Raw genomic sequence first — 18,701 nt, forward strand, 5'->3', positions numbered from 1 at the left:
CTCGCCACGCCGCCATGCAGGGCCAGCGCGCGGCCGTGGCGCAGCAGCACCGCGACCGGCGCGCCCGCCGCCGCGACGGCGTCGGCCAGCGCCTGTTGCGCGGCGGGGATTTCGATGACGGTGCGCGACTGGGCTTCGCCCGACATCGCCTGCGATTCGCCGATGGCGAGGAGGACGATGTCGGCCGCCTTCGCCGCCGCGACCGCCGCCGCAATGCCGCCGTCGATCGGGCCGCTGATGTCGCAGCCGCGCGTGACGCTGAGCTTTGCGTCGTCGGGCAGCGCGGCGCGCAGGCCGGTGGCGATGTCGACGCCCTTGTCCGGATCGCCGTAGAAGGCCCAGGGGCCGTAAAGATTGGCGCTGTCCTGCGCGAAGGGACCGATCAGGGCGATGCGTGGCCCCTTTGCCGGGTCGATCGGCAAGGCGCCGTCATTTTTGAGCAGGATGATCGAGCGGGTCGCGGCTTCGCGCGCGAGGGCGCGGTGGGCCGGGGTGAAGATGCGGGTCCGCTCCGCATCCGCGTCGAGCGAGCGCCAGGGATTGTCGAGCAGGCCGATGGCGGCCTTTACATAGAGGATGCGGCGCACGGCGACGTCCACCGTCGCCATGGGCACCGCGCCGCTCTTCACCAGTTCCGGCAGGTAGCGGACATAGAGGCCGCTCTGCATCGACATGTCGACCCCGGCGAGAATGGCGAGGCGGGCGGCGTCGCGATCATCCTGCGCAAAGCCATGGGCGACCAGTTCTTCATCGGCGGTGTAATCGGAAAAGACGAAGCCGCGAAACTGCATTTCGCCGCGCAAAATGTCGGTAAGCAATTCGCGGTCGGCGGTGGCGGGGACGCCGTTAATCTCGTTAAAGGCGGCCATGGTGGTGAGCGCGCCGGCAGCGAAGGCCGCGCCAAAGGGCGGCAAATGGGTTTCGCGCAGCGTTTCCTCGCTGATGTCGACATTGCCATATTCAAGCCCGGCGGCGACCGCGCCATAAGCGGCGAAATGTTTGGGGCAGGCGAGCAGGCTATCGTCGCGGCGCAGGTCGCGGCCCTGAAAGCCACGGATGCGGGCGGCGGAGAGGATGCCGGTGAGAGTCGTGTCCTCCCCCGCCCCCTCCACCACGCGGCCCCAGCGCTGATCGCGGGCGACATCGACCATGGGGGCGAAGGTGAGGTGCAGGCCGGCGGCGGTGGCTTCGAGCGCCATGGCGCGGGCGGTGCGCTGGCACAGGTCGGGATCGAAGCTGGACGCTTCGGCTAGGGGGACCGGGAAAATGGTCTTGAGCCCGTGGATGACGTCTCCCGCGAAGAGGAGCGGGATGCCGAGGCGGCTTTCGTTGACCGCGATCTCCTGCGCGCGGCGGGCGCCCGCGACGCCGATGCCGTTGAACAGGCAGCCGACCCGGCCCTTTCGCACTTCCTGCGCCAGGCGCTTTTGATCCTGGATGCCGGCGGCGGGATTGGGCGGGTTGAAGGGGCGGAAACTGTCGGCGAGGCAGGTCATCTGCCCGGCCTTTTCCTCCACCGTCATCTGCGCGATGAGGGTGTCGACGCGATCGACGTCGGCCTGGGCCATGGCGCGGCGGGGCACGCCAAGGGCAAGGACGCCGCCCAGGGTGCGGATCAGGAGGTCGCGGCGGTCAATCGTCATGCAAGGGGGGCGTAACCGGGGAAGGATGATGGAACTTGTCCAACTAACGTCCGCCGCGCGCTTTTGTTGCGGTGCGGCAAGGCAGCGCGGCGTTCAGTTGGGGGCGAACAGCTTCGTGCCCATGACGCCGATCACGATCATCACCATGAAGCCGGCCTGGACCAGGTTCACCCGGTCGCCGAACAGGATCATGCCGCCGATGATGACGCCCACCGCACCCAGCCCCGTCCAGATCGCGTAAGCGGTGCCGGCGGGAATGTCCCGCATCGCCAGAGCGAGCAGGCCCATGTTGAGGAAGCTCAAGGCGATCGGCACGACCGACGCCTGCCAACTGCCCAGGGTCGCAGCCCATTTGAGGCTCAAGGCCCAGCAAATTTCAGTGAATATGGCAATGCCAAGGATGAGCCACGCCATCGGGCACTTCCCTTTCGTGTCCGGGCGGGCTCTGCTGGACGACAGGCCGGCCGGAAACCCGAAAGAGGCGGCATGTCGGGGAAGGCTATGGTGGACGCACTTGGGCTCGAACCAAGGACCCGCTGATTAAGAGTCAGCTGCTCTACCAACTGAGCTATGCGTCCACACCGGCCTTTGACCAGTCCCGCAGGGGACAGGGCAGCATCAGACCCGATGCAATGGTGGACAGGGCTGGATTCGAACCAGCGTACGGGAAACCCGGGCAGATTTACAGTCTGCTGCCTTTAACCACTCGGCCACCTGTCCGGTGCCCTGCGCGGAAGAGAAAAAATCATCCCCTGCCGCGCTGGAGGCGGCTCAATGGCGAAAGGAGGCTTGCCTGTCAATGGGGTGATGTGAAAAGAGCGCGATCATGAAAAAAGGTCATCGCTCCGCCAAGCCCAAGGGCGCCTTCCCGCGCTTCTACGGGCGTCACGCCGTCACCGCGGCGCTCGCCAACCCCAATCGCATCGTGCGCAAGATATGGGGCACGCGCGAAGCGCTGGGCGCCCTCGACCTGCCGCCCATATTGCCGATCGTCTATGCCGATGTCGCCGACATGGGCCGGATGGTGCCGTCGGACGCGCCGCATCAGGGCATCGTCGCCGAAGTCGAGCCGCTCGACGATGTGTGGCTGGGCGAGATACTGGAGCAAGGGCAGGACGATAAGCGGCCCATATTGGTGCTGGACCAGGTGACCGATCCGCACAATGTCGGCGCGATCCTGCGGTCGGCCGCCGCCTTCGACGCGCTGTGCATCGTGACGCAGGACCGGCACGCGCCGCCCGAATCGGGCGTGCTGGCGCGCGCGGCGTCGGGCGCGCTGGAAATCATGCCTTGGGTGCGGGTGGTGAACCTGGCCCGCGCGCTCGACGAGATTGCCGAGGCGGGCTATTGGCGCATCGGCCTGGACGGCGACGCCGACACGACCCTGGGCGAAGCGATCGGCGAATCGCGCGTCGCGCTGGTGCTGGGGGCCGAAGGCGAAGGGCTGCGCCACAACAGCATGGCGCATTGCGACATTATCGCTAAGCTGCCGATCAGCCCGCGCATGGAAAGCCTGAACGTCTCCAACGCCGCGGCCATCGCGCTCTACGCCGCCACCAACCGGTAGCGGCGCGCGGGACAAGGGGGAGTGTGCCGATGAAACGCCTGTATCGCAGTCTCGGCGCACTCGCCGGCCTGCTCGCCTTGTCGGCGTGCCTGGTGACGCCGGGCACATTTGAATCGAGCCTGGACATCCGCGCGGATCGCAGCTTCGCCTTCGCCTATAAGGGCGAGATATTGGCGTCGGACATGGGCAAGAACCCGCTGTCCGGCGCAACCGGCGACGATGATGCGGCATCGCAGGACGGCGAAGCGGAGACCGGCCCCACCCTGCTCCAGATCGCGGCGCAGGACGAGGATTTCAGCGATCGGGGCAAACAGGGCGACGACGCCCAGATGCAGGCGATCGCGGCCGCCCTGACGCGGGAGAAGGGATTCCGGTCCGCCCGCTATGTCGGCGACCACAAGTTCGAGATCGACTATGCGATCAGCGGCAGGCTGACCCACAGCTTCCTCTTCCCCTTCAACATCGACGCGCAGATCGTGCTGCCGTTCATCGCGGTGGAAATGCGGGGCGAGGATAGGGTGCGGATGAAAGCGCCCGGCTTTGCCAACGGGTTCGACAAGAGCCAGGGGCCAGCAGGCATGGGCGGCGCGAGCGACGCGGCGGCCAAGGCGCTGAACGGCCGCTTCACCCTGACCACGGACGCCGAAATCGTCAGCCAGAATCAGGAAGAAGGCGCGCAGACCGTGGCGCAGGGCAAGCGGATCGTCTGGACGATCACGCCACTGACCAGCGACGCGCCCATGGCCACGTTGCGGGTGACGACTGATCGGCCGGTAGCGGCCGATTGATCCCCGTCGTCATTGCAAAGCGCGAAGCAATCCAGGCGCATCCCCGGATTGCTTGGCCGCGCTCGCAACAGCGAACCTAAAGCGCGCTGCGTTAAACCGGACGCAGGTCGCGCGCTCCAAGCTTTGTTGTCCCATCGCTTTGAGCGGAAAACCGGTTCCCACTTATCCGCACGATGCTCTATCAGTCTTCCGGCGCAATGGTGACGCGCAGGCCGTCCAGCGCATCGCTCATCACGACCTGGCAGGACAGGCGGCTGGTATCGTTGCGATGGTCCGAACTGTCGAGCAGGTCATTTTCGTCTTCGCTCATCGCCGGCAGCACGTCGGCGAAAGCGGGATCAACATAGACATGGCAGGTCGCGCAGGAGCAGCAGCCGCCGCACAAGGCCAGCAGTTCGTCAAAGCCCTTGTCGCGGATGACTTCCATCACCGACAGGCCGTTATCGCCCTCGACGGTCTGTTCCTCGCCCGCACGGTTGACCACGATCAGTTTCGCCATCTATCCAATCCCCTCGAAATTTTCTCCGCCGCTCTGGCGGAGAGGCGCAGCGAAATCAAGGGCTGGAACGCGATCATATGGTGACGAGTGCAGCGCAATTGCGCGAAAGCCTGGATGCGATCGCCCTGCTGGAGCCGGGATTCGTGGCGGCGATCCATCGCGTGGGCTATCCCGAGCCGCGCGTGCGCGCGCCGGGCTATGAAACTTTGCTGCGCACGATCGTGGGTCAGCAGGTAAGCGTCGCCTCGGCCGCGGCGGTGTGGCGCAAGCTGGAGGCGGAACTGGGCCTGGGCTGCGCACCGCAGGCGCTGCTGGCGCGCGACCATGACGCGCTGCGCGCCTGTGGCCTGTCGCGCCAGAAACAGGGCTATGCCCGCAGCCTTGCCGAACTGGTGGTGTCGGGCGCGCTCGACCTCCATGCCCTGCCCGCCGACGACGAGGAGGCGATCGCGCAGCTCGTCAGGATCAAGGGCATCGGCCGATGGTCGGCGGAAATCTACCTGCTCTTCGCCGAAGGACGGCCGGACATCTGGCCGGCCGGCGACCTGGCCGTGCAGATCGAGATTGGCCGAATCCTGGGCCTGCCCGACCGGCCCAGCGAGGCGCTGACCCGCACATTGGCCGAGCGCTGGAGCCCCCATCGCGGCGCCGCCGCGATCATGGCCTGGCACCATTATAACACCGAGGTTCTGTAATCATGCCCCTGCCCCATGCCCGCTATATCGTCATCGAACATGAAGGCGTCTGGAAGATCAATCTGGACAATAAATATTATGGCCCCTTTCCGAGCCGCCAAGCCGCGGTCGAAGGCGCCACCGCCACCGCGCAAAAGGCGAGTGCCGCCGGCTATCCCGCATCCGTGCTGCTGATGAAGGGGACCGCATTCGACACGCTGTGGACCAGCGTCGCGGAATGACCTGCACTTTGGGGCAATAACGTCATTTTTTTGGCCCATTGGCGGAACGTTGGGGCCAGTGACGGTTTCCATTTGTCCGAATATGACAGGTTGAGGAATGAGCAAGAAAGTTCTGATCGTCGAGGACGAGATATTCGTCGCACTGGAGATCGAGCAGATCGTCGAGGATGCCGGATTCGATGTCGGCGCGATCGCCGCCGACCGGGCGGCCGCGCTGGCCAGCGCCGACGCCTGCGACATCGCGCTGGTCGACCTCAACCTGCGCGATGGTCCGACCGGCCCGCAGATCGGGATGGAACTGGCCAGCCGCCACGGTGTGCGCGTCATCTATATCACCGCCAACCCCGCCCAGATCGGAGAAGCGTCGGTCGCCGCGCTGGGCGTCATCACCAAACCATTTCGCCCGCACAGCGTGGCGGCCGCCCTGAAGCTGGCGGCGGCCGAGAATCCCGAATTGCTGGCGGCCGAAATTATGGGCTTTACGCCCTTCCCGCCGCCCGGCTCATGGAACGGGATGGAATCCAGAGGCTGAGGCACAGGCCTTCGGCCCGCCATTGGCGCGCCAGCCGCCCGCCCAGTTGCCGTTCCACGCTGAGCAGCATCAGCCGACTGCCAAAACCGTCCGCCGTCGCCGGCACGACAACCGGCCCACCTTCTTCGCGCCAGTCGACGCGGACATCATCGCCCTCGCTGGACACATGGAGATGGACCCGCCCCTCGGCGACGGACAGGGCGCCATATTTGGCCGCATTGGTCGCCAGTTCATGGAACAGCAGCGCCAGCGGCGTCGCCGATCGATCGTCAATCGGCGGGTCTTCGCCCGACAGCAGGATGCGCGAACCGTCCGCATTGCGATAGGGCGCGAAAATCTGATCGAGTATGCCCCGCAACCGACCGGCTTCCGTGCCGGGCACGGGCATCGAGTCGGCGCTGTGCGGCCGGACGAAATCATGCGCGCGGCCAAGCGCCAGGATGCGGTCGCGCAGATCGTCCGCGACCGCGCCGATCTGCGGATGCTGGCGGGCGGACAGGCCGATGAGGCCGGCAATGACGGAAAAGATATTCTTGATGCGGTGCGACAGCTCATGCGCGATCATCTCGCGCTCTTCCATCATCAGCTTCTGTTCGTGGATGTCCGTACAGGTGCCGATCCAGCGTGTGACCTGACCCTGCGGGTCGCGGATCGGCAGCGCCCGGCCGAGCGTCCAGCGATAATTGCCGCTATGATGGCGCAAGCGATATTCGATTTCATAGGGTTCGCCGGTCTTGAGGCTGTGGCGCCATTTTTCCCAGGCGGCTGGCTGGTCGTCGGCATGGAACATGCCGTCCCAGGCGTCGCCATGGGTCGAGCCGGCCTCAACGCCCGTATATTCATACCAGCGCGCGTTGAAATAATCATTATAGCCGTCGGGCAGGGCCGACCAGACCATTTGCGGCATGGTGTCGGCCAGCGTGCGGAACATGCGGTCGCTGTCGGCCGCAGCGGCGGCATCCTGCCTCTGCCGGGCGATCATGTCGCGATCGCGCCGCCTTCCCTCCAACTCCACCATCACCTGCCGCGCAAGCAGGGTGAGGCCCTGTCGCTGCAACGGCGTCAGGTCCGCGCGCGGGCGAGGGTCGATGACGCACAGCGCGCCGAGCCGATCGCCATCGCTGCCGATGAGCGGCGCGCCGGCGTAGAAGCGTATATGCGGGCTGCCCGTGACCAGCGGATTGTCCGCAAAGCGCGGGTCACGCGTGGCATCCGGCACGACGAACATATCCGCGCCCAGCATGGCGAGCGCGCAGAAGGACACATCGCGGGGCGTTTCCTCGACATCAAGGCCGGTGCGGGCCAGGAAACGCTGGCGCACATCCTCCACGATGCTGACAAGGGCGATCGGCGCGTCGCACAGATTTGCCGCAAAGGCGGCGATTTCATCCAGGGTGCGAAAGCCGCCGGCGTCAAGATCATACAGCGCCAGCAGCGCCGCCCGGTCCGTCGCCAGCCCGCGCCCCTCAGCCATCGCCGACCCGTTCGATGTCAGCGCCCACGGCCGAGAGCTTTTCTTCCAGCCGTTCATAGCCACGATCCAGATGATAGACGCGGTTCACCTGGGTTTCGCCCTGGGCGGCAAGCCCGGCGAGAATCAAGCTCATCGATGCGCGCAGGTCGGTCGCCATCACCGGCGCGCCGACCAGGCCCGACACACCGCGCACGACAGCAGTGCGGCCGTTGACGGCGATGTCAGCCCCCATGCGCGCCAGTTCGGGCACATGCATGTAGCGATTTTCGAAGATCGTTTCCGTCAGGACCGAAGCGCCGTCCGCCAGCGTCAGCATCGCCATGAACTGCGCCTGCATGTCGGTCGGGAAAGCCGGGAACGGGGCGGTCGATACGGTCAGCGGGCGCAGCTTGCCGTCGGACGACACGCGGATGCCGTCGCGATGGACATCGACCTGGACGCCCGCGTCGCGCAGCGCGGCAAGGATGGCGTGCATGTCGTCAGCATTCGCGCCGATCAGGTCGAGCGAGCCGCCGGTGATCGCCGCGGCGCAGGCATAGCTGCCCGCTTCGATCCGGTCGGGCATGACGCTGTAGGTCGCGCCGTGCAGCCGGTCACGGCCATGGATCACCAGCTTGTCGCTGCCAATCCCCTCTATGTCCGCGCCCATGGCGACCAACAGGTTGCACAGATCGACGATTTCCGGTTCCCGCGCCGCATTTTCGAGCGTGCAGGTGCCGGTCGCCAGCACCGCGGCCATGACCGCATTTTCAGTCGCTCCGACCGAAACGACCGGAAAGGTATAGATGCCGCCCGGCAGGCCGCCATCGGGCGCGCTGGCGCGGACATAGCCGGCGGCAAGGTCGATCTTCGCACCAAAGGCCTCCAGCGCCTTGAGATGCAGGTCGATCGGACGGTTGCCGATGGCGCAGCCGCCCGGCAACGACACCCGCGCTTCTCCGGCGCGGGCGAGCAGCGGCCCCAGCACCAGGATCGACGCACGCATCTTGCGCACAATGTCATAGGGCGCTTCGGTCGAAGTGACGCGACCAGCGCGCATCGTCATGACGCGGCCGAAATCCTCCGGCCTTGCCCCCTCGACCATGGTCGACACGCCAAGCTGGTTGAGCAGATGGCCGAAGCTATCGACATCGGCGAGGCGCGGCAGGTTGCGCAGCGTCACCGGCTCGTCGGTCAGCAGGGCACAGGGCAGCAGCGTCAACGCCGCATTCTTGGCGCCGGAAATGGGAAGGCGGCCGTTCAACGCGTTGCCGCCGCGGATATCAATGCGGTCCATCGCTCAGGGTTAATAGCGGCAAACGCGCCGCGCGCAAGGCGGCTGAACCGGCGTCGTGCAGGCGGGCCGATGCGGTGGAAACATTATTGCAATACAGGCTGCCGAATTGATCGAGGTTAGTGCACGAGGATAAAATGCAGCCAAAAAGCGCTTCAGGCGTTTTGCCATCGTAACGACAATTCTGATCAGAAGGTGATCTGGTGGCAACAAGCTGTTTCGCGGAACAACTGACACGCCATGTGCCGTTGTCCGACGCGGAAAAGGCGGCATTGGCAAGGCTGGAAGAAAATCCCCGCAAGGTAAAGCGCGGTGGGATGATCCAGCGCGTCAACGAGACCATAACCGAACTATTCGTGCTGCGCGAAGGACGGGTGATGAGTTTTGTCATCCTGCCGGACGGTAGTCGGCAGATATTGCGCGTCTATTTTCCCGGCGACTTCATCGGATCGGCCAGCACCATCTACAACCGGGCGCCCGAATCACTGGTAGCGCTGTCGGACGCGGTGGTCTGCCCGTTCGACAAACATGCGCTGCGTCGCCTGCTGGATGAATATCCGCGCGTGGCGGCGCTGCTGTTCCTGTTGTCCAACGCGGAGAGGGTATCGATGACCGACCGGCTCGCATCGCTGGGCCGGACGTCGGCCAAGGCGCGCGTGGCGGCCTTCCTGCTCGACATGTTCGACCGGATACGCGTCACTGACGACCAGATCAGCAACAGTTTCGAACTGAAGCTGACGCAGGAGGAAATCGGCGATTCCGTCGGACTGACATCCGTCCATGTCAACCGGATGATCCGGCAGATGGAGCAGGAGGGGCTGATCAGCCGCTCCAATGGTCGCGTGACCCTGCTGGATCTGGCGCGGCTGGAGGATATCGGCCATTATACCAATCGGCTCAAGGACATGAACCTCGACTGGTTGCCCGTGAGCTGACGATCTGCCGGGCGATATGGGAGCGCGGCACGCACGGCGATCACGCCAGCAGCTCGACGTCCCAATAAAGCCAGTCATGCCAGCTTTCGTGCAGATAGCCCGGCGGGAAGGCGCGGCCATGTTCCTGCAACTGCCAGCTGGTCGGGCGGATCGGCTGCACATGCAGCTGCATATGCGCTTCCTTCGGCGTGCGCCCGCCCTTTTTGAGGTTGCAGGGCGAACAGGCGGTGGCGACATTTTCCCAGGTCGTGCGTCCGCCCGCGCGGCGCGGCACGACATGGTCGAACGTCAGGTCGCTGGTCGCGCCGCAATATTGGCAGGCGAACTTGTCGCGCAGGAACAGGTTGAAGCGGGTGAAGGCGGGATGTTCGGACGGCTTCACATATTGTTTGAGCGCGATGACCGAGGGAATCTTCATCTGAAGACTGGGACTATGGACTTCTCGCTCATAGCTGGCGATGATGTCCACCCGCTCCAAAAAAACCGCCTTGATGGCGGTTTGCCAGGGCCATAGGCTCAGGGGATAATAGCTGAGTGGCGTATAGTCCGCATTCAGAACAAGCGCCGGACAGTTTTCCGGGTGTCGTATCAGGTCGGGATGGTACATAGAAAAGCTTCTACCCCCTTGCCGACGCCGCTGATCCACCAGCAACGTGACATCCGTATGACAGCATTAACGAATATCTTTCGTCAAGGGCCTGTATGACTCAGCCCGTCGCACCACTGCATATGGTGACCCGCTTTGCGCCAAGCCCGACCGGTCGTTTGCATGTCGGCCATGGCTGGTCCGCGCTGCTGGCGCTGGACATGGCGCGGGCGAGCGGCGGCGCGCTGCGCCTGCGGATCGAGGACATAGACGGCACGCGCAGCCGGCCCGAACATGTCGCCGGGATCATCGAGGATCTGCGCTGGCTGGGCGTGGCGTGGGATGGCGAGATCATGTTACAGTCGCAGCGGCTGGCCGCGTATGACGCGGCGCTGGAACGGCTGCGGGGCCAAGGGCTGCTATACCCCTGTTTCTGCACCCGCGCCGACATCCAGGCGAGCCTGACCGCGCCGCATGGACCCGAAGGGCCGCTCTATCCGGGCACATGCCGCACCCTGAACGCGGGCGAACGGGCACGGCGGATCGCGGCGGGCGAAGCCCATGCCTGGCGGATCGACATGGCCCGCGCGGTCGAACGGGCGGGGGAATTGCGCTGGTCGGCGCTGCCCTTCCCACCCGTCCCCGACGCATCAGGCCAGATGGTGGATGCAGCGCCGCTGGCCCATGGCGATGTCGTGCTGGCGCGCAAGGATGCGCCGGCAAGCTATCATCTGTCCTGCACGCTGGACGATGCCGCCATGGGCGTAACCCATGTGCTGCGCGGTGACGATCTGCGCGGTGCGACCGATGTTCACCGGCTGCTCCAGGCACTGCTCGACCTGCCCTCCCCCACCTATCTCCATCATCCCCTGCTGGTCGATGCCGAGGGGAAAAGACTGGCCAAGCGCAGCGGGTCCATCGCCATCGCCGACCTGCGCGCGGCCGGAACCGCGCCGGGCGTATTGGCCGACGCGCTGCGAGCAGGGCGCTTTCCGGTTGGCATCGGCTTCGCGAGCGCCTAGCATCACCTCATGAACACCATCCTCGTCATCGCCCTGATCCTGGCCATGATCGCGACGCTGGTCACGCTGGTCCGCGGCATTATCGCTTTCCTCCAGACGACCAAGGAAGATCTGAACGCGCCCGAGGGGAGCGGCCCCAGCCCCGCCCGCCTGAAGCAGAACAAGATGATGATGAACCGCATCCTGTTCCAGGCGGCGGCAATCATCATCGTCGCCATCCTGCTGATGATGAAGGGCCATGGCTGAGCGCGGAAGGGGCTGACCCGATGGTCAAGCTGAACAAAATCTACACCCGCACGGGCGACGCGGGCACGACCGGACTGGTCGATGGATCGCGCCTGCCCAAGCACGCGCCGCGGATGCAGGCGGTGGGCGATGTGGACGAGGCGAACAGCGCCATCGGTCTGGCCGTCATCGCCATGGGCGCGCGCCCCGAAACGCGCTGGCTGACCGTCATCCAGAATGATCTGTTCGACCTGGGGGCGGATCTGGCCACGCCCATCCCCAAAGGAGCGGACGAACCCTGGGCTCTGCGCATCGTCGCGACGCAGGTGCAGCGGCTGGAGGAAGAAATCGACATGATGAATGCCGATCTCGCCCCGCTCGACAGCTTCATCCTGCCGGGCGGATCGGCCGCCGCCGCCGCCGTCCACCTGGCCCGTGCGATCACGCGCCGGGCCGAACGCAGCGCCACCGCCGCTGCGGCCGAGGTCGCGCTCAATCCGCACGCGCTCGCCTATCTCAATCGCCTGTCCGATCTGTTGTTCGTGCTGGCGCGGCGGCTGAACGACAATGGCGCGGGCGACGTCAAATGGGTGCCGGGCGCTTCGCGCTGACGCCAAAGGCGCTGCGCCGCCGGACTCAGGTGCGGCACGGCCTGGCCTGAAGGCGTGTGTTAACCCTGTTTCTTCAACCGTCGTTTAGGCGCACCCCCGATTCTTGCGCGACGTGAAAAACGGGATCGCCATGCATTTTTACCTCGCCACTTCTTTCATCTTTCCGCGTTCGCTGCGCCTCCGCCTGTTCGCCATCTGTTTCGTCGCCACCCATTTGCCGCTGCTTTGCTATATCGGCTGGGGCGCCGCGACGGGGCGGCTGGCCCTGGGGGAGGTCGTCGCACTGACGTTGGCGACGATGGTGGGCATGGCCCTGGCGCTCCACGGGATCGGCGCCCTGCTGGCCCCGATCCAGGCGCTGGCCGAAACGTTCGACACGAAAGCTGGCGACGGGACGTCGTTGCCGCGCGTGGGCGACGTCATCCAGACACTTTATGCCGGAGTGCACAGGGCCGCCACCGTCACACAGGCGCAGATCGACGAGCTGGCGATCGCCGCGCAGGAAGACCCGCTGACCGGGCTGGCCAACCGGCGCGGCTTCCTGGCGCATATCGCAGCGCTGCCCAGTGCGCAACGCAAGGGCTGCGTCGCGTTGGTCGACATCGATTTCTTCAAGCAGGTCAATGATATGCTGGGTCATGACGAAGGCGATCGGGTGCTGGCCGCCTTTGCCGACCGGCTGGCGGGCCAGGTCCGCCGCGCCGACATGGTGGCGCGATGGGGCGGCGAGGAATTCGCCATCTTCTTCCGCAACGGGCTGGAGGATGAAGCGAGTTGGGCGCTGGCGCGGCTCGCCGAGCAGATGCGCCATGAACCGATCGGCCGGGTCAACGGCCGTGTCATCAGCTTTTCCGCCGGTCTCAGCCGCTGGCAGGGCGGGCCGGTCGAGGAAGCGTTGACGGCGGCCGACCGCGCGCTCTATGACGCCAAGCAGGCCGGTCGCGATCGCATCTGCCGCGCCGGCGGAGCGCTTCCCGCCCCCTGCCCTTAAGGGCAAGGGAACCCTTCGCGGCCTTTATGCGCTTCTTTGTCAAGGAGCGGCGCAAGCATATCGGAAGGGGCATGAATGGCCAGACGCTGGAGCGATGCCCGTCAGAATGATCTGGCGACCTGCTACCGGGACGTAAGGGGCGTGACCCAGGCGATCGCAGCACCGCTGTCGGACGCGGACGCCACTGTCCAGTCGATGATCGACGCCTCCCCCGCCAAATGGCATCTGGCCCATGTCACCTGGTTTTTCGAAACGTTCGTGCTGCGCGATCATGTGCCGGACTATCGGCCGTTCGATCCGCGCTACGCCTATCTGTTCAACAGCTATTATGAAGCCGAAGGCCCCCGCCACGCGCGGCCGATGCGGGGGATGCTGACGCGCCCGGCGCTGAGCGACATCATGGCCTATCGCGCCCATGTCGACGCCGCGCTGGTCGAAGCGCTGCCCATGCTGCCGCCCGCCGCCTGCGCGCTGGTGACGTTGGGCCTGCATCACGAACAACAGCATCAGGAACTGATGCTGACCGATCTGCTCCATCTCTTCTCGCTCAACCCGCTGGAGCCGGCCCTGTTCGAACCGCGCAGCGCCAGCCCGATCGACCTGCCGGGGCCGCTTCACTGGATCGAGGGGCGCGAAGGGCTGACCGAGATGGGCGACGACGGGCAAGGCGGCTTCGCGTTCGATTGCGAAGGACCGCGCCACCGGGCGTTGCTGCACCCCCATGTGCTGGCGCACCGACCCATCACCAATGGGGAATGGATCACCTTCATCGAGGATGGCGGTTATCATACGCCCGCCCATTGGCTGTCCGATGGCTGGGCCTGGGTGCGGGCGGAAGAGGTGGAGGCCCCGCTCTACTGGAAACGGGCCGAACAGGGCTGGACCCGGTTCGGCCTGGACGGCCGCCAGCCGGTCAACCCCGCCGCGCCGGTCTGCCATATCAGCCTGTATGAAGCGGACGCCTATGCCAGTTGGGCCGGCGCCCGGCTGCCGACCGAAGCGGAATGGGAGAGCGCCGCGCAGAATATCGCGCCGGGCGGCGGCAACCTGTTCGACGGATCGACCTGCCCCCGCCCCCGCGCCGCCCCCGACACCGAGGCGCTGACGCAGATGTTCGGCGATGTGTGGGAATGGACCGGCAGCGCCTACCGCCCCCATCCCGGCTTTCGCGCCGCGGCGGGCGCGGTTGGCGAATATAATGGCAAGTTCATGTCCGGGCAATTCGTCCTGAAGGGCGGCAGCTGCGCCACCCCGCGCGGACATGTTCGGGCGAGCTACCGCAACTTCTTTTACCCCCATCAACGCTGGCAGTTCACCGGACTGCGGCTGGCCAAGGATCTGTAAGGATGCTGCTGACCGACGACGCCCCTGCTTCCGCGCGCATGATCGACCCGGCTTTTCGCCGCGCCATATTGGACGGGCTGTCGCGCAGCCCCAAGGCGACGCCGCCGACCTGGTTCTATGACCGGCGCGGGTCGGAACTGTTCGAACAAATCACCGACCTGCCCGAATATTATCCGACGCGAACCGAAACCGCGCTGCTGAAGGCCCACGGCGCCGAATTCGCCGAGGCCGTGGGCGCCGGGCGAGCGGTGGTGGAATTTGGCGCGGGCAGCGCGCGCAAGACCCCGCACCTGCTGCGCGCGATCCGGCCCGCCGCCTATGTGCCGATCGACATCAGCGGCGATTTCCTGCGCGCGAGCAGCGCGGATCTGGCCAGCAGCTTTCCCGACCTGCCGGTGCTGCCGGTGGTGGGTGATTTCAACCAGCCGCTAAACCTGCCCGCGGCGATCGACGGGCTTCCCCGGCTCGGCTTCTTTCCAGGATCGACCATCGGCAATATGGAACCCGATGCGGCGGTCGATCTGCTGCGCGCGATGCGCCGGCTGCTGGGCAAGGACGCGATGCTGCTGATCGGCATGGACCGGATCAAGGACCGCGACCGGATGGTCGCCGCCTATGACGATGCGCAGGGTGTGACGGCCGCGTTCAACCTGAACCTTGTCGAACGGATCAATCGCGAGCTGGAAGGCGACCTGCCGATCGACGGCTTTGCCCATCGCGCGATCTGGAATGACGAGAAGGCGCGGATCGAAATGCATCTGGAAGCGGTGCGGCCGCTGCATTTCCACGTCGCGGGCGAAAGTTTCAGCATGGCGGCTGGGGAAACCATCCATACCGAGAGCAGCCATAAATATGGTGAGCGTGACGAACGGCTGCTGCTGCGCGCGGGCGGTTGGGAGCCGGTGCGCGACTGGACCGATGCGGATGCACCCTTTGCCCTGGTGCTGGCCAAGGCGGATTAGGCGGTGGCCAGGAGCAGGTCGCGCAGGTCCGTGAGGCTGGGCAGCACCTGCGCGCAGGCGAGCGTCAATTCTTCGGTCGGCGGCAACAGGTCGGGGACCATGACCGTGGCGATGCCGGCCGCCGTGGCGGAGCGGACGCCCGCATGGCTGTCTTCGACCGCGACGACCTGCGCGGGGTCGACGCCAAGGCGCCGGGCCGCCAGCAGATAGGGTTCGGGATGCGGTTTGGGCCGCACCACGTCGCTGCGGGTCACGATCACCTCGAAATGATGGAGCAGGCCGCTACGTTCCAGCCGCTGCTGGGCGAAAGGCGCGGCGGTGGAGGTGGCGAGCGCCATGGGGATGCCGCTTTGCGCCAGATGCTCCAGCAACAGCGTCGCGCCCGGACGAAGCGGGATGCCGGCGTCCGCCGCCGCCTCGAACAGCGCGTCGCTGTCGGCATAGAATTGCGCCAGCGGAAAGTCCGGGCCGAGCCGCGCGGCGAGCATCCGTTCATTTTCGTCGCGATGAATGCCGACCATCGAAAGGAGCAGTTCGTCCGACAGGGGCCAGCCCAGCGCCAGTCCGGTTTCGGCAAAGGCCCGGCGATGCGCAGCCTCCGTGTCGATCAGCGTGCCGTCCATGTCGAAGATGACGGCCTGGATGGGATCGGGCAGGACGGCGCCTGCCGATGACGGAGCGGAAAAGGGTCGGGAAGCCATGGACCGGATATAGGCATCGCTGATTGCGATACCATTGCAAAAGGCGACGCGGCGATTGCGCCGGCGCGATGCCCGGTCGGTCTATTCGGTCACCCTGGCCGACCACGTCCTGATCCAGTGCCAGGCGCCGCGACATTCCCCCATGCTGGTCGCATCCGTCAGCCGGAAGCGCGCGCCGTCCCAGACATAGGTTTCGCTGCCGCCACAATCGCCGATGCCGCGCCCCTTGGCGAAGCTCGACAATTCAGACTTTTCCGCGATCCACCCGACATTGACCAGCATCGGCTTGGCTTCTTCCTCGCTCCAGCCGGGCTTATAGTCGAAGTCGGCGAAGTGGAAGGCGCGGCGACCTGCAATGCCGGTCGCGATCACGGGGACGGTCGTGAAATTATAGGCGCCGCTGCCACAGGGGACGAGGACCAGCACTTCATTTTTGGACAGCCGGTGCAGTTCGGGCGGCTGCGCGTCGCGCATTTCATCCGTGCAGCCGGTGAATTTGCCCAATGCAGTCAATTCCTCACGCCAAAGCGTAACTGGCGCAGGTCCACCGGGAATGAGTGCCCGCTTGACGACGGGCGCGGCGGGCGCAGGGCGCACCGCCAGCGGCCCGATCGGTCCGGTCGCCACCAGCGCCGTGCTGGTGCCGGCCCGCGCTTGCCGCGCGTCCATGTAACGCAGCGCCGCGCCCGATCCGGCCAGCGAGGGTCGGCCGAGCAGGCGCGTGCCGGAGCGCACTTCCATCTGGCGGCCACGCGCCATGGCGATGGCGAGCGCCGCGGCCTGCGGCCCGCGCACCGTGGCGTCACCGTCACGGCTCTGGGCGGTCGCGACCTTGCGCCCGTCGATATGGAAGCTGACCGCTCCGCCACCCTTGGCTTCGCGGCTGACCCACACTTCCGTCGGCGCGTCCGGCCCTGCCTCGCGCACGACGCCGACCATCAGCGGATTGTCTGGCCACGCGCCGCCATCGGGCAGCAAGGACACGGCCTCACACCGGTTGCGATTGTCGCAGCCGATCGCCCAGTCGCGATAGGTTTCCAATGCGCCGGGCTTGGGCGCCTGTGCAGCGCCCATGCCCGTCCAGCCCATGGCCGCCAGCGCGGCCAGCAGATAAGTCTTTGCCCCCATTGGTTAACCATAACCGATTTGGCGGCCCAAGGGTAGAGTCCCGTTACGCTATCGTCCCGATCCGGGTCAGAGGCTGAGCATGAACCCGGCCAGCGCGGCGCTCATCAGGTTGGCGAGGCTGCCCGCGACCAGCGCCTTGAGCCCCAGCTTCGCGATCATCGGCCGCTGATTGGGGGCCAGATTGCCGGTGACGGCCATCTGGATCGCAATCGAACTGAAATTGGCGAAGCCGCACAGCGCAAAGGTGACGATGGCGATGGTCGTGGGCGACAGCGCGCCCTGCACCTGGCCCAAATTGATATAGGCGACGAATTCGTTGAGCACGACTTTGGTGCCGAACAGGCCGCCGGCCACCTGCGCTTCCTGCCAGGGGATGTTGAGCAGATACATGACCGGTGAAAAAACATAGCCGAGCAGCATCTGGAAGCTGAGATCAGGATAGCCGAACAGGGCGCCGATGCCGCCGAGAATGCCGTTGGCAAGCGCCACCAGCGCGACGAAGGCCAACACCATCGCACCAACCGCGACAGCGAGTTTGACACCTGTCTGCGCACCCTGGGCGGCGGCCATGATGATATTGGCGGGCCGTTCCTCGTCATGGGTGGCGGGCGGCATCGGTTCGCCCGGCGTCCCTTCGGGCAGCAGCGCGGCGGGGCCGGCGCCGCTGATCCGGGTTTCGGGCAGATGCAGTCCGGGACGATCGCCCAGCGCCAGTTCCGGTTCCCGCTCCGGTTCGTCCGGCATGATGATCTTGGCCATCAGCAGGCCGCCGGGCGCCGCCATGAAACTGGCCGCCAGCAGATAGTCGATCTGGATCCCCATCGAGGCATAGGCGGCCAGGATGGTGCCGGCGACGCCCGCCATGCCGCTGGTCATCACGGCAAAGAGCTGCGTCGGGGTAAGACCCGCCAGATAGGGACGAATGACAAGCGGGCTTTCGCTCTGTCCCACGAAGATATTGGCGGCCGCGCACAGGCTTTCCACTTTGGACACGCCCGTCACCTTCTCGATCCCGCCGCCGACCCAGCGGACGATGAACTGCATGATGCCCAGATAATAGAGGATCGACACCAGGCTGGCGAAGAAGATGATGACCGGCAGCGCCGCGATCGCGAAGCTGGCGCCCCCTATTTCGGGGCGGGCGAGCGGGCCGAAGATGAAGTCCGTGCCCGCCTGGGCATAGCCCAGCAGGTTGGACACGCCCCTGGACATGCCGGCGATGATGGCGCGACCGGCCGGGACATACAGCACCAGCATCGCAATGCCCGCCTGCAACAGGAAGGCCGCGCCCACCACGCGCGGGCGGATGGCGCGGCGGTTGGAGGACAGGGCGAAGGCGATGGCGAGAATGAGGACGATGCCGGCAAGGCCGATGAGAAGATGCATGAAGCGCTTTCGCGGGAGGAGGGCAAACGAGGGGACTATATGGACCACGCCAGCCCGAGGCCAGCCCTTTGGCGCGCTACAAAGCCGCTACATTGGGCAATCGGCCGGAGACATGGCG

Annotated in this window: 21 protein-coding genes and 2 tRNA genes; 12 read left to right on the forward strand and 11 right to left on the reverse strand. The window is 65.9% G+C overall.

What is annotated here, in order from left to right; genetic code table 11:
- The 4 genes from C100_RS31970 to C100_RS31985 all read right to left on the reverse strand — a co-directional run.
- Positions 1 to 1,643 (reverse strand): glycoside hydrolase family 3 N-terminal domain-containing protein (locus tag C100_RS31970; protein WP_024019091.1); only part of this gene is annotated, 1,643 nt, incomplete at its 3' end.
- Between the two features lie 93 nt (positions 1,644 to 1,736).
- Positions 1,737 to 2,057 (reverse strand): DMT family transporter, encoded by a 321-nt coding sequence (locus C100_RS31975; protein WP_024019092.1) that lies wholly within the window; start codon positions 2,055 to 2,057, stop codon positions 1,737 to 1,739.
- Between the two features lie 88 nt (positions 2,058 to 2,145).
- Positions 2,146 to 2,221: transfer RNA gene (locus C100_RS31980), tRNA-Lys, on the reverse strand.
- A gap of 55 nt (positions 2,222 to 2,276) precedes the next feature.
- Positions 2,277 to 2,363 (reverse strand) — tRNA-Tyr (locus C100_RS31985).
- A 106-nt stretch (positions 2,364 to 2,469) separates the two neighbouring features.
- Here C100_RS31985 and rlmB point away from each other — a divergent pair.
- A complete protein-coding gene (gene rlmB, locus C100_RS31990; RefSeq protein WP_024019093.1) occupies positions 2,470 to 3,210 on the forward strand; it encodes a 23S rRNA (guanosine(2251)-2'-O)-methyltransferase RlmB in 741 nt (246 codons plus the stop codon).
- Positions 3,211 to 3,239: 29 nt separating this feature from the next.
- On the forward strand, positions 3,240 to 3,998 hold the full coding sequence (locus C100_RS31995) for a hypothetical protein (RefSeq protein WP_024019094.1): 759 nt from the start codon (positions 3,240 to 3,242) through the stop codon (positions 3,996 to 3,998).
- Between the two features lie 181 nt (positions 3,999 to 4,179).
- Here the strand turns inward: C100_RS31995 and C100_RS32000 are convergent, their stop codons facing one another.
- Positions 4,180 to 4,497 carry a 2Fe-2S iron-sulfur cluster-binding protein gene (locus C100_RS32000; RefSeq protein WP_024019095.1) on the reverse strand — a complete coding sequence of 106 codons (318 nt, stop codon included), beginning with the start codon at positions 4,495 to 4,497 and terminating at the stop codon, positions 4,180 to 4,182.
- 77 nt (positions 4,498 to 4,574) lie between these two features.
- Between C100_RS32000 and C100_RS32005 the strand changes: the two genes are divergently transcribed.
- The 3 genes from C100_RS32005 (at position 4,575) to C100_RS0124305 (ending at position 5,945) form a co-directional block, all read left to right on the forward strand.
- Complete coding sequence (locus tag C100_RS32005; RefSeq protein WP_024019096.1) at positions 4,575 to 5,192, forward strand: DNA-3-methyladenine glycosylase family protein; 618 nt, start codon at positions 4,575 to 4,577, stop codon at positions 5,190 to 5,192.
- Between the two features lie 2 nt (positions 5,193 to 5,194).
- On the forward strand, positions 5,195 to 5,413 hold the full coding sequence (locus tag C100_RS32010; protein ID WP_024019097.1) for a hypothetical protein: 219 nt from the start codon (positions 5,195 to 5,197) through the stop codon (positions 5,411 to 5,413).
- A 97-nt stretch (positions 5,414 to 5,510) separates the two neighbouring features.
- Positions 5,511 to 5,945: a response regulator gene (locus C100_RS0124305; RefSeq protein ID WP_031308976.1), complete on the forward strand. Its 435-nt coding sequence runs from the start codon at positions 5,511 to 5,513 to the stop codon at positions 5,943 to 5,945.
- On the opposite strand, the gene C100_RS32015 is transcribed toward C100_RS0124305, so the two are convergent.
- The gene (locus tag C100_RS32015) at positions 5,893 to 7,419 is read right to left on the reverse strand and encodes a sensor histidine kinase (protein WP_024019098.1); all 1,527 of its coding nucleotides are present in this window, start codon (positions 7,417 to 7,419) and stop codon (positions 5,893 to 5,895) included. The genes C100_RS0124305 and C100_RS32015 overlap by 53 nt on opposite strands.
- Entirely contained in the window at positions 7,412 to 8,695 is a 1,284-nt protein-coding gene (murA, locus tag C100_RS32020) for a UDP-N-acetylglucosamine 1-carboxyvinyltransferase (protein WP_024019099.1), read from the reverse strand. Before murA ends, C100_RS32015 begins: the two co-directional genes overlap by 8 nt.
- 197 nt (positions 8,696 to 8,892) lie before the next feature.
- Between murA and C100_RS32025 the strand changes: the two genes are divergently transcribed.
- On the forward strand, positions 8,893 to 9,627 hold the full coding sequence (locus tag C100_RS32025; RefSeq protein WP_031308977.1) for a Crp/Fnr family transcriptional regulator: 735 nt from the start codon (positions 8,893 to 8,895) through the stop codon (positions 9,625 to 9,627).
- Positions 9,628 to 9,667: 40 nt separating this feature from the next.
- On the opposite strand, the gene C100_RS32030 is transcribed toward C100_RS32025, so the two are convergent.
- The gene (locus C100_RS32030) at positions 9,668 to 10,234 is read right to left on the reverse strand and encodes an HNH endonuclease (RefSeq protein WP_024019101.1); all 567 of its coding nucleotides are present in this window, start codon (positions 10,232 to 10,234) and stop codon (positions 9,668 to 9,670) included.
- A gap of 95 nt (positions 10,235 to 10,329) precedes the next feature.
- On the opposite strand from C100_RS32030, the gene gluQRS reads away from it, so the two are divergent.
- The 6 genes from gluQRS to egtD all read left to right on the forward strand — a co-directional run bounded on the left by gluQRS (position 10,330) and on the right by egtD (position 15,368).
- Positions 10,330 to 11,235: a tRNA glutamyl-Q(34) synthetase GluQRS gene (gluQRS, locus tag C100_RS32035; RefSeq protein ID WP_024019102.1), complete on the forward strand. Its 906-nt coding sequence runs from the start codon at positions 10,330 to 10,332 to the stop codon at positions 11,233 to 11,235.
- 9 nt (positions 11,236 to 11,244) lie between these two features.
- Entirely contained in the window at positions 11,245 to 11,481 is a 237-nt protein-coding gene (locus tag C100_RS32040) for a twin transmembrane helix small protein (protein WP_024019103.1), read from the forward strand.
- 20 nt (positions 11,482 to 11,501) lie between these two features.
- Complete coding sequence (locus tag C100_RS32045) at positions 11,502 to 12,071, forward strand: cob(I)yrinic acid a,c-diamide adenosyltransferase (protein ID WP_024019104.1); 570 nt, start codon at positions 11,502 to 11,504, stop codon at positions 12,069 to 12,071.
- Positions 12,072 to 12,201: 130 nt separating this feature from the next.
- Positions 12,202 to 13,062, forward strand: coding sequence for a GGDEF domain-containing protein (locus tag C100_RS32050; protein ID WP_031308979.1), 861 nt, complete (start codon positions 12,202 to 12,204; stop codon positions 13,060 to 13,062).
- Between the two features lie 75 nt (positions 13,063 to 13,137).
- The gene (egtB, locus tag C100_RS32055) at positions 13,138 to 14,406 is read left to right on the forward strand and encodes an ergothioneine biosynthesis protein EgtB (RefSeq protein WP_024019106.1); all 1,269 of its coding nucleotides are present in this window, start codon (positions 13,138 to 13,140) and stop codon (positions 14,404 to 14,406) included.
- A 2-nt stretch (positions 14,407 to 14,408) separates the two neighbouring features.
- Positions 14,409 to 15,368: an L-histidine N(alpha)-methyltransferase gene (gene egtD / locus C100_RS32060; RefSeq protein ID WP_024019107.1), complete on the forward strand. Its 960-nt coding sequence runs from the start codon at positions 14,409 to 14,411 to the stop codon at positions 15,366 to 15,368.
- On the opposite strand, the gene C100_RS32065 is transcribed toward egtD, so the two are convergent.
- The 3 genes from C100_RS32065 to C100_RS32075 all read right to left on the reverse strand — a co-directional run bounded on the left by C100_RS32065 (position 15,365) and on the right by C100_RS32075 (position 18,583).
- On the reverse strand, positions 15,365 to 16,069 hold the full coding sequence (locus tag C100_RS32065; RefSeq protein WP_024019108.1) for an HAD family hydrolase: 705 nt from the start codon (positions 16,067 to 16,069) through the stop codon (positions 15,365 to 15,367). The genes egtD and C100_RS32065 overlap by 4 nt on opposite strands.
- Positions 16,070 to 16,150: 81 nt before the next feature.
- Positions 16,151 to 17,197 (reverse strand): DUF1176 domain-containing protein, encoded by a 1,047-nt coding sequence (locus tag C100_RS32070; protein ID WP_024019109.1) that lies wholly within the window; start codon positions 17,195 to 17,197, stop codon positions 16,151 to 16,153.
- Positions 17,198 to 17,263: 66 nt separating this feature from the next.
- Positions 17,264 to 18,583 (reverse strand): NupC/NupG family nucleoside CNT transporter, encoded by a 1,320-nt coding sequence (locus C100_RS32075; RefSeq protein WP_024019110.1) that lies wholly within the window; start codon positions 18,581 to 18,583, stop codon positions 17,264 to 17,266.
- Positions 18,584 to 18,701 lie beyond the last annotated feature (118 nt).

Origin of the sequence: Sphingobium sp. C100 (assembly GCF_000508185.1) — a bacterium.
Taxonomy (GTDB): domain Bacteria; phylum Pseudomonadota; class Alphaproteobacteria; order Sphingomonadales; family Sphingomonadaceae; genus Sphingobium.